Genomic DNA, 10,155 nt, shown 5'->3' with positions numbered 1-10,155 from the left:
AAGACGGCATACGAGATGTAGAGAGGTCTCGTGGGCTCGGAGATGTGTATAAGAGACAGCCGCCCAGCCGCGCGGATCGCCGCCCTTCACACCACCCTCATCACCCCCTCTCCACCGCCCCCGGCTACCGGCCACCCACGCCCCTCCACCGCCACCACCTGCCTGGCACCGCCACCACACCGGCCTGGCCCCACCGGCGCCTCGCCACCGCCATCCACCACCGACGCTCCGCCACCCGCCACCCAGCCCGCCACCCAACATCTGCATCCACCACCGACGCTGCCGCCCGCCGCCGCCACCTACCGCCCGCCACCCACCGCCCGCCACCTATCCCCGCCACCGGCCTTGCATCGCCCGCCCTGGACCACCGGCGCTGCATCGCCCGCCCCCTGCACCAGGCCCCAAGTCCCTACCGAACACAACCAGCCCGCCCGTTCTCCTTGTGGACACCTGGACGGCGGGCACCGGAACACCGGCCTCCGCCCCCGTTCGCGCCGACATCGGCGGAGGCCGGCCCACAACCCCTTCACCCCCGGAACGTCCGCCCGCTGGTCGGACCATCGTGATTTGCCACCGTAAGACGCGTCGAGACGCAGAATGTGGAGGTGTCGACTGCTGCCAGGGTGTTGGTGATCGAAGACGCGGAAGCGATTGGCGCCGCGGTGAGTTCCGCCCTGCGGGATGCGGGCTACCAGGTTCAGGTCCGTCCGGACGGCCGTGAACTGGAAGGCGAGTTGGCCCGGTTTCGCCCGGACCTGGTGGTGCTCGACGTGATGCTGCCTGGTCGGGACGGCTTCATGCTGCTGGAGGTCATCCGGCGGACGAGTGGGGCCGGGGTGGTGATGTTGACCGCCCGGGACGGGGTGTCCGATCGGCTGCGCGGGCTCGATCGGGGTGCGGACGACTACGTGGTGAAGCCGTTCGTGCTCGCCGAGTTGGTCGCGCGGGTCAGTGCGGTGCTGCGGCGACTGGGGCGGACGCCGTCCACCCTCCAGATCGGTGACCTGGTGGTGGACGCCGACTCGGCGGTGGTGCTGCGGGGCGACGTGCCGGTCGAGTTGACCGCCACCGAGCTGCGGCTGCTGCGCTACCTGGCCGCCCAGCGCGGGCGGGTGGTGGGGAAGACCCAGATCCTCACCGCGGTGTGGGGTTACGAGGACTACGACCCGAACCTGGTGGAGGTGCACGTCAGTGCCCTGCGCCGGAAGTTGGAGGAGCACGGTCCGCGGTTGCTGCACACCGTGCGTGGGCTCGGTTACGTGCTCAGAGCGGACGAGACGTGACGCTGCGTACCGTCTCGCTGCGCCGGCGGGTCACGCTCTCCGCGATCGGAGTGCTCGGCGTGGTGCTGATCGGCGTCGTGTTGTCGGTGGACGCGCTGTTCGAGGCGCAGTCCAAACGGGACGTCGACACCGCGTTGGTGAAGAAGTCACGGGTCGCGCAGCAGCTGGTCGAACAGCGGGTGCGCGGCATGGACCTGGTGCACCGGTTGGAAGGCCGGGGCGTGGAGGTCCTGCTGGTCATGCCGGACGGGACGGTGTTCGGGAAGGCTCCGAACGAGGAGGTGGCGAACGAGGTCAGCAAGGAGTTGATCGACGGGTCGAGGATCACGGTGTACGCCGAGGCGGCGGTGATCACCGCCGCGCAGGCGCGGTTGCGGCGGTTGTTGCTGGTGGTCGGGTTCGGCGCCTTGGCGGTGACGGCCGTGGCGATGGTGTGGGTGGTCCGGCGCGCGTTGGCGCCGCTGGACACGATGACCACACTCGCCCGCTCGATCGCCCGCGGTGACCGGGGGCACCGGCTCAACCCGTCGCGGGCGGACAACGAACTCGGTCGGACGGCTGCCGCGTTCGACGACATGTTGGACTCGTTGGAGGGATCGGAGGAGCGGACGAAGCGGTTCGTGGCGGATGCGGCGCACGAACTGCGGACGCCCGTCGCGGGCGTGCAGGCGGTGGCCGAAGCGTTGATGCAGACGGCCACGGCCGAGGAGCGGGAGCGGTTGAACCTGCTGTTGGTGCGGGAATCGCGGCGGGCCGGGCGACTGGTGGACGACCTGCTGGCGTTGGCCAGGATCGAGGCCGGTCTCGAACTGCACCGGGAGCGGGTGGACCTGCTCGCGCTGGCCGAGGCCGAGGTGGGGCGGACGCGGTTGCTCGCGCCCGATTTCGGGATCGTCGCCGAAGGTGGGTCGGCGTTCGTCTCCGGTGACCCCCAACGGCTGGCGCAGGTGCTCGCCAACTTGGCCGACAACGCCCGGCAGGCCACCGGCCCGTCCGGGCAGGTGCGGCTGTCGGTGTCGACGGCGGGCAGCTTCGCGCTGCTGGTGGTGTCGGACGACGGGCCGGGTGTCCCACCGGAGGACCGGGAACGGATCTTCGACCGTTTGGTGCGGCTGGACGAGGCCAGGGATCAACGTTCCGGGGGTTCGGGACTAGGGCTGCCCATCGCGCGCGGCGTGGTTCGGGCACACGGCGGCGAACTGTCATGCGTCGCGCCGGCCGACATCGGCGTCGGCACCTGGTACCACAACGGCGCACCGCAAGGCATCGCCTCACCAGACTCCAGTCCCAGCCCGAGCCCGAGGCCGAGCCCGGGACTAGGCACTGGCACTGGAGTGGGCGCCGAAGCGAGGACGGCTGGGCTCACCGACGGCCGCGTGGACAGCAATGCCGGTGTGGATGCCGGTGCGGGCGCGAGTACGAGTGCGGGAAGTGTGGATCGCGGCGCGGCTTTCCTGGTGCGCATCCCGCTCGCGGAGTGAGCCCGCCAGGCAAGACAGCGCACGGCAACCCACTGCCGCCGGGCGCGGATGTCGAACAGCCGACCCGACAGCCAACCTCCGACAGTCAACACCCGACGGCCGACCCGACGGCCGACCCGACAGCTGGCCCCGAGTCACGCTTCCCTTGGCGGTGTCACCTTCTTGACGTAGAGGAGGCGGTCGCCCGCTTCGACGGCGTCCGCCTCCGGCGCGTCCACCCGGTAGAGCTTGCCGTCCCGCACCACTCCCAGCACGATGTCCGGCAAGTGCCGCGGCGACCCGCCGATCTCGGCCGGCTCCACGTCACGTTCCGCGATGGCCAGCCCCGCGTCCGGCGTGAGCAAGTCCTCCACCATGTCCACCACGGACGGCGTCGCGGTCGCCATGCCCAGCAACCTGCCCGCCGTCTCACTGGACACCACGACCGAGTCCGCACCGGACTGGCGCAGCAGGTGCTCGTTCTCCCGCTCCCGCACCGACGCCACGATCTGGGCCTTCGGCGCCAACTCACGGGCCGTGAGCGTCACCAGTACCGCCGTGTCGTCGCGGTTCGCCGCCACGACCACCGCCCGAGCCCGCGGCACGCCGGCAACGCGCAGCACGTCGTTGCTGGTCCCCGACCCGTGCACGGTCACCAACCCGATCGCGGACGCGGCGTCCAGGGCGGCCTGGGTGGTATCGACCACGACGATCGAACCCGGCTCCGCCCCGTCACCCATCAGCGCGCTGACCGCGGACCGGCCCTTCGTGCCGTACCCGACGACGACCACGTGGTCCCGCACCTTGGTCCTCCACTTTTGGATGCGCAGCGCCTGCCGCGAACGCTCGGTGAGCACTTCGAGGGTCGTACCGACCAGGACGATCAGGAAGAGCACCCGCAACGGGGTGATCACCAGGACGTTGATGAGCCTCGCCGACGAACTGATAGGCGTGATGTCACCGTATCCGGTGGTCGACAGCGACACCGTGGCGTAGTACACGGCGTCCAACAAGGACAGTCCGTCATCGTTGACGTCACGGTAACCGTCGCGGTCCAGGTAGACGATCAGGACCGCCGCGATCAACGCGGTGAGGGCCCCGATCACGCGTTTCAGGATCGCCCGGACGGGGCTCTGCACCACGTCCGGCATCCTGATCACGCCGACCAGCGAGTGCCCCGGCCGGCTGGCCAGCGCCTCGCCGGGATGCAATCGGCGGATCATGACAACCTCTCCGGGAGTAGCCGCCACAACCGGGCGGCGGCCTCGGCGCCGCGGAGCAGCAGTGGCACGACGACGCGCTCGTTGGGCGCGTGGATGCGATCATCCGGCAACGTCGCGCCGAGGTACACGACCGGCACGCCGAGCCAGCCGTGCAGCAGGGCCGCCGGACCAGAGCCACCCGTCCGGCTGAACCTCACCGGCTGCTCGAACGCGGCCTGCACCGCGTCGCGCACCGCGCCCACCGCCGGGTGCGACACGTCCACCGCATAGGGCGGCACACCGTCGCCGCGGGCGATCACCTCGGCGTGCAGGCCGTCCGGCGTGTGCTTGACGACGAACTCGCGCAACGCGTCCGCGATCCGCTCCGGCTGCTGGTCGGGCACGAGCCGGAACGACAGCTTCACCGACGCCCGCGCCGGCACGATCGTCTTCAGGCCGGGCCCGGTGTACCCGCCGTGGATCCCGTTGACCTCGGCGGTGGGGCGCACCCACACGCGTTCCAACGCGGACCACCCCGGCTCACCGGCGAACCCCTGCGCTCCGCCCGCCGTCGCCAGCCACACCGCCTCGTCGAACGGCAACGCGGCGTAGTCGGCGCGTTCGGCCTCCGTCGGCTCCGTCACATCGGCGTAGAAGTCCCGCAGCTGCACGCGCCCCGAAGAGTCGTGCAGGGCTGCGACGAGCCGCGCGATGGCGGTCGCCGGGTTGGGCACGCTGCCGCCGATCCGCCCGGAGTGCGCGTCCGACGTCCCACCGGTGAACACGACCTCCGCGCCGTACACGCCGCGCTGGCCGGTGCAGACCGTCGGCGCGTCACGCCCGTACAGCGGTGTGTCGGTGAACACGACCAGGTCGCACGCGAGGTCGTCCCGGTGCTGGTCGAGGAGCCGGGTCAGGTGCGGCGAACCGGACTCCTCCTCACCCTCGACCAACAGCTTCAACGTCACGGCGGGCTGCGCCGAGCCGGTCGCCGCGAGGTGCGCCTTCACCCCGAGCAGGTGCATCGCGACCTGCCCCTTGTCGTCGCTCGCACCCCGCGCGAACAGCTCTTCGCCGACGAGCGCCGGCTCGAACGGCGGGTGGTGCCACTGCTCGACCGGGTCGACCGGCTGCACGTCGTGGTGGCCGTAGACCAGCACGGTCGGCGCTTCGGGGGAAGCGGCGGGCCAGCAGGCGTAGACCGCCGGAAGGGCGGGGCCCTCGTCCCAGACCCGAACCTCGGGCCACCCGTCGCGCCGCAACGCCTCCGCCAGCCAGTGCGCGGAAGCTCTCACGTCGCCGTGGTGCGCCGGGTCGGCGCCGATCGACGGGATGGTCAGCCATTCGCGCAGGTCGACCAGGAAGTCGTCGGCGAACGCGGCCACCGCGGCACGCTCGGGATGTTCCGGATTTTCGGGATCACCGCTCACGATGCGGGAGGATAACCCTGAGAGCGCCTCGCGGTGGTCGACATGACAGGGTGAGCCCATGGAACCCACTCGTTCCCGTTCCTGGTCGGCGCTGGCCCTGGCCGGGTTGCTCGGCGCGGCCGGCGTCACGCACTTCGCGAAGCCGAAGCCGTTCGACGCGATCGTGCCGCGTGCGCTGCCGGGCAAGCCCCGGACCTGGACTTATCTGTCCGGGGCCGCCGAGTTGGCGTTGGCCGCGGCGGTCGCCGTGCCGCGCACGCGCGGTGTCGGCGGGAAGCTGGCGGCGGGCTTCTTCGCGGCGGTGTTCCCGGCCAACGTCAAGATGGCCTACGACTACCGGACGAAATCACCCAAGGTGAAGGCCGTCGCCTACGGCCGGTTGCCGCTCCAGGTGCCGCTCATCCTGTGGGCCTTGCGCGTGGGGCGCTCAACTCCCTGATCACTCTCGGCACTGGGCTCGACACCCAGCGCGCCCGAGGGACTGTCATTGAAACCGCAACAAGTCCTAGGATGCCCGAGTGCAACCGCTCCTCCACCATGCCGCGTCGGCGCTGGGTTGGCGCGGCATCGTCGTTCCCGACGTCGCCGTGCTGGGTCACCAGGTGTCGGCCGTCGTGCGGGTCCGTGCCGACGTGCACGAGTGGCGCAGCGCGAACGGCTGGCCACCCCAGGCCGACCCGTCCTGGTTCCGCTCGTGGTTCGAGCCGGCCGCGCACGACCAGCTGCCGGTGCCCGCGGTCGAGCTGGTGGGGGTCCTGGTGGGTGAGTCCACGGTGGAGCGCGCCTTGCAGTCGTGCGGGACGTTGATGACGCTCGCGCCGTGCTCGGTGGTGCTGCCCGCGCCGCAGGGTCCGCAGTCGTGGCCGTTGATCGAGCTGGACTACTACGGCATCGGCGTGGTCGCGGTGGACGTGTCGGGCACGGCCGAGCTGATGGTGCCGCCGGAGGACCGGTCGACCGAGTTCGGCCCGTCGCTGTTCGGGCGTTGGCTGCTGGAAGTGCTCTACGACCGGGTGCTGAAGGAAGTCCCCGCGCACGCCCGGGTGAACAGCTAGTTCGGGATCGACCGGATCAGCTCGCGCAGGCCGTCGGCGTCCAGCAGGTCGGCGGGGCGCAGCGTGTGGTCCTGGCGGACGTAGTGGAACGCCGCCCGCACCTTCTCGACCGGTGTTCCGGTGAGTGACGCCCACGCCAGCCGGTACGCCGCGAGCTGCACGGACAGCGCGGGCAGGCGGTCGCCTTCCGGCACGGCGCCGGTCTTCCAGTCGACCACCGTCCAGCCGCCGTCGTCGTCCGCGAACACGGCGTCCATCCGGCCGCGCACGGACAGGCCGTCGATCTTCGCCTCGAATGGCACCTCGACGTCGTGCGGGACGCGGTCGGCCCAGCTGCTCGCCAGGAACGCCTCTTGGAGGCGGGTGAGGTCCGCGTCCGGTGCGGCGCCCTCGTCGGCCGCGCCGGGCAGTTCGTCCAGGTCGAAGAGGCGGCTCGCGCCGAACCGCTGTTCCAGCCACGTGTGGAACGCCGTGCCGCGGCGGGCCAGCGGGTTGGGCGGGAACGGCAGGGGGCGGCGCAGGCGTCGGGCGAGGCTGTCCGGGTCGGCGGCCAGTTCGACCAGTTGGCTGACCGAGAGGTGGTCGGGGAGGACGACGCGTTCCCGGCGGTCGGCGGCGGCGGCGCGTTCGGCCAGGAGCACGTCGACGTCACGCGCCCAGCCTTCGAGGTCGCCATCGGGGTCGCCGGCGGGCGCCGGCTCGAACTCATGGCCCTCGAACTCGTGGTCCTGGAATTCGGGGTCCTCGAGCTCGTGGCCGTCGAACTCCGGCGCTGCCTCGAACCCGGTGTCCTCGAACCCGGTGTCCTCGAACTCGGGCTCGGAGCCAGAGCCGGGGTCGAACTCGGGCGCGGGGCCGGAGCCGGGCTCGAACTCGGGCTGGGGCTCGTGCGCAGGGTCGGGGTAGGGCTCGGGCTCGGGGTCGGAGTCCTCGATCGTGGGGCTCGGGGTGCCTGGGTGCCCGACTCGCGATGCTTGAGCGGACGATTTTGCGGACGACTCGCGCGGGTCGTGGTCGTGTGGGTCCGGCGGCGGCTCGAAGTCGGGCGGCTCCGGGGGTTCCGGCGGTAGGTCGTCGGACGGAGCGACCGGAGCGGCCGGAGCGGGTGGGGTGGCCAGGTGGCGGTCGAGGGCGGCCAGGACCAGTTCGGCGCCCTCGGCGACGGCCGCGCGGCGCTTGCCCAGCGGGTCGGTGGGCCACTGGGCGGTCTTCGTCTGCGAAGCCAACGGGTTCGGCTCGTCGTCGGCCGGGCGCGGCGCCCAGTGGGCGATGTCGGCCGGCGGGTGGTCGGCGGCCAGCACCGACTCCCGGATCTCCGTCAGGAACGCCGACGGCCCCTTGGGCTTGTCCCCCGTCTCGCCCCACCAGTGCCCCGACACCAGCAAACTGTGCTCGGACCTGGTCAGCGCGACGTAGAGGAGCCGCCGCTCCTCCACCAGCCGCCGGGCGTCGAAGTCGTCCTCGTGCCCGATCAGCGACTCCTCCACCTCCTTGCGGTTGGCACCGGGGGCGATGCGGAGCTTCGGCAGGTCCTCGGCGTCACCACGCAGGTCTGCGGGCAGTTCGGCCACCGCTCGCAACCAGCTGGACGACTTCTTCCGCCCCGGGAACACGTCCTTCACCACGTGCGGCACCGCGACGATGTGCCACTCCAGGCCTTTAGCCGAGTGCATCGTCAGCACCTGCACCCGGTTCTCGGCCACCTCCACCTCACCGGGTTCGAGGCCGTCCTCGGCCTGCTCGGCCGTGTACAGGTAGTCGAGCAGCGCGGGCAGGGTGGCAGACGGGCTGGCCGCGGCGAAGTCGTTCACCACGTCGGAGAACGCGTCCAGGTGCGCCCGTCCCACGCCGCCCGGTCGGGCCATCGCCTCGATGTCCAGCAGCAGGGTGCGTTCCACGTCGGCGACCAGTTCGGGCAACGGCTGGTCCAGGCGTCGCCGCAGCGCGGACAGCTCGGCACCCAGCCGCCGGATCCGGCGGTACCCCTCGGCGGAGTACGTGGTCGGGTCGCCCGGGTCGTCCAGCGCGTCGGCGAGACCGGCCAGTTCGGCGTGTTCACCGGGCAGCGCGTCGGCCAGCACGGCCAGCGGGTCGTCCACCACGGCCTGACGGCTCGGCGCGCCGGCCAGGTCACGGGCGCGCGTCCACAGCGCCGCCAGGTCGTACGCGGCGACCCGCCAGCGTGAGCCGGTGAGGAGGCGGGCGGCGGCGGTGCCGGCCAGGGGGTCGACCAGGACGCGCAGGGCGCTGGTCAGGTCGCGCACTTCCGGCTCGTCCAGCAGACCGCCGAGACCGACGACTTCGACCGGCAGTCCGCGTTTCCGCAGCGCCGCCGCGATGTTCGCCATGTCCGACCGCCGGCGCACCAGCACGGCGGCGGTCGGCGGCTCGTCGCTGGTGTCGAGGTGGTCTTCCCACTGTGCGGCGACGGTGTCGGCCACCCAGTCCAGTTCCTCGCGCACGTCGTTGAACAGGCCGACCCGCACGTCACCCGGTCCGGCGCCGTCACGGGCGCGCAGTTCGTCCACGTCCAGGCCCATGGCGCGCAACGGCGCGGAGACGGCGTTGGCCAGGGCCAGCACCTCCGGCGGGTTGCGGAAGCTGGTCAGCAGCCCGAACTTCCTCGCCGGCGGGAAGTCGTGCACGAACCTCGGCAGGTTCGCCGCCGACGCGCCGCGCCAGCCGTAGATCGCCTGCGCCGGGTCGCCCACCGAGGTCACGGCCATCGGCTCGGCGCGCCCGAACAGGGACCGCAGCAGCACGCGCTGCGCGTGACCGGTGTCCTGGTACTCGTCCAGCAGCACCGCGCCGTAGCGCTCGCGTTCGCCGCGCACGACCTCCGGGTGCTCGGACGCCAGCCGTGCGGCGAGGGACATCTGGTCGGCGAAGTCCATCGCCGCTTCCCGCCGCTTGCGCGCCTGGTACGCGGCCAGCAGCGGCAGCAGGTTGACGCGCAGGCGTTGGGCGTTGATCACGGCCTGCAACGACTGCGGCAGGCCGTCGCCCTGCCGCTTCGTCTTCGGCGCGGACTCGATCACGTTGCACAGCCACTCCGCGTGCTCCCGCAGCGCGGTCGGCTCGACCAGGTGCTCCCCCAGCTCACCAGCCAGCGCGAGCAGGTAGCCGGTGACGGTGGCGGGCACCTTGTCGGTGTCGATGTCCTCCGCCCACGTCGACACCACGCGGTGCGCGAGCTGCCACGCCGCCGTCTCGGTGAGCAGTCGCACGCCCGGTTCCACGGGCAGCCGAAGGCCGTGTTCGCCGACGAGCCTGCCCGCGTACGCGTGGTAGGTGAGGATCACCGGTTCGGTGGTCAGCACCGCGGCACGCCGTTCACCGCTCGGGTCGAGCCGGTCGAGCAGCGGCGAGCCGCCAAGCCGGCGCAGCCTCAGCCGGACCCGGTCGGACAGCTGGCGCGCGGCCTTGCGGGTGAACGTCAGGCCGAGGACCCGCTCGGGCGTGACGAAGCCGTTCGCCACCAGGTACACGACGCGGGCGGCCATCGTCTCGGTCTTGCCCGCACCGGCACCGGCCACGACGAGCGCCGGCGCGGTGGGCGCGGAAACGACCGCGGCCTGCTCCGGCGTGGGTTTGGGCAGGCCCAGCGCTTCGGCGACCTCGAACGGACCGGCGAGCGCCATCGGCTCACCCGCACGTTCGATCCCGCTCGGCACGACCACGTCCCGCATTCTCCGTTGTCGGGCCGCGGCAGCTTCGGCGACCCG

General features: G+C 71.9%; 7 protein-coding genes. 4 read left to right on the top strand and 3 right to left on the bottom strand.

The features are described from left to right. Positions 1–605: 605 nt before the first annotated feature. Both OQ02_RS20770 and OQ02_RS46740 read left to right on the top strand, forming a co-directional pair. Complete coding sequence (locus OQ02_RS20770; RefSeq protein WP_081915803.1) at positions 606–1,283, top strand: response regulator transcription factor; 678 nt, start codon at positions 606–608, stop codon at positions 1,281–1,283. Next, complete coding sequence (locus tag OQ02_RS46740) at positions 1,280–2,764, top strand: sensor histidine kinase (protein WP_269321630.1); 1,485 nt, start codon at positions 1,280–1,282, stop codon at positions 2,762–2,764. Before OQ02_RS20770 ends, OQ02_RS46740 begins: the two co-directional genes overlap by 4 nt. Positions 2,765–2,898: 134 nt before the next feature. Here OQ02_RS46740 and OQ02_RS20760 read toward each other — a convergent pair whose 3' ends face one another. Both OQ02_RS20760 and OQ02_RS20755 read right to left on the bottom strand, forming a co-directional pair. Next, positions 2,899–3,966 carry a potassium channel family protein gene (locus tag OQ02_RS20760; protein WP_033440153.1) on the bottom strand — a complete coding sequence of 356 codons (1,068 nt, stop codon included), beginning with the start codon at positions 3,964–3,966 and terminating at the stop codon, positions 2,899–2,901. Then, on the bottom strand, positions 3,963–5,375 hold the full coding sequence (locus OQ02_RS20755; protein WP_051772578.1) for a M20/M25/M40 family metallo-hydrolase: 1,413 nt from the start codon (positions 5,373–5,375) through the stop codon (positions 3,963–3,965). The genes OQ02_RS20760 and OQ02_RS20755 overlap by 4 nt, the downstream gene beginning before the upstream one ends. Positions 5,376–5,433: 58 nt before the next feature. On the opposite strand from OQ02_RS20755, the gene OQ02_RS20750 reads away from it, so the two are divergent. Both OQ02_RS20750 and OQ02_RS20745 read left to right on the top strand, forming a co-directional pair. Beyond that, positions 5,434–5,814, top strand: a complete 381-nt coding sequence (locus OQ02_RS20750) for a DoxX family protein (RefSeq protein WP_051772577.1) — start codon at positions 5,434–5,436, stop codon at positions 5,812–5,814. Between the two features lie 79 nt (positions 5,815–5,893). After that, the gene (locus OQ02_RS20745; RefSeq protein WP_033440151.1) at positions 5,894–6,430 is read left to right on the top strand and encodes a hypothetical protein; all 537 of its coding nucleotides are present in this window, start codon (positions 5,894–5,896) and stop codon (positions 6,428–6,430) included. Here the strand turns inward: OQ02_RS20745 and OQ02_RS20740 are convergent. After that, positions 6,427–10,071, bottom strand: coding sequence for an ATP-dependent helicase (locus OQ02_RS20740; RefSeq protein WP_033440185.1), 3,645 nt, complete (start codon positions 10,069–10,071; stop codon positions 6,427–6,429). The two genes, OQ02_RS20745 and OQ02_RS20740, sit on opposite strands and share 4 nt — an antisense overlap. Positions 10,072–10,155 lie beyond the last annotated feature (84 nt).

The sequence above is a fragment of the Saccharothrix sp. NRRL B-16314 genome (assembly GCF_000716595.1).
In the GTDB taxonomy this organism is placed as follows: Bacteria; Actinomycetota; Actinomycetes; order Mycobacteriales; family Pseudonocardiaceae; genus Actinosynnema.
Note: the sequence above shows the minus strand (reverse complement) of the source record. Positions and strands in the feature narration are given on the sequence as shown.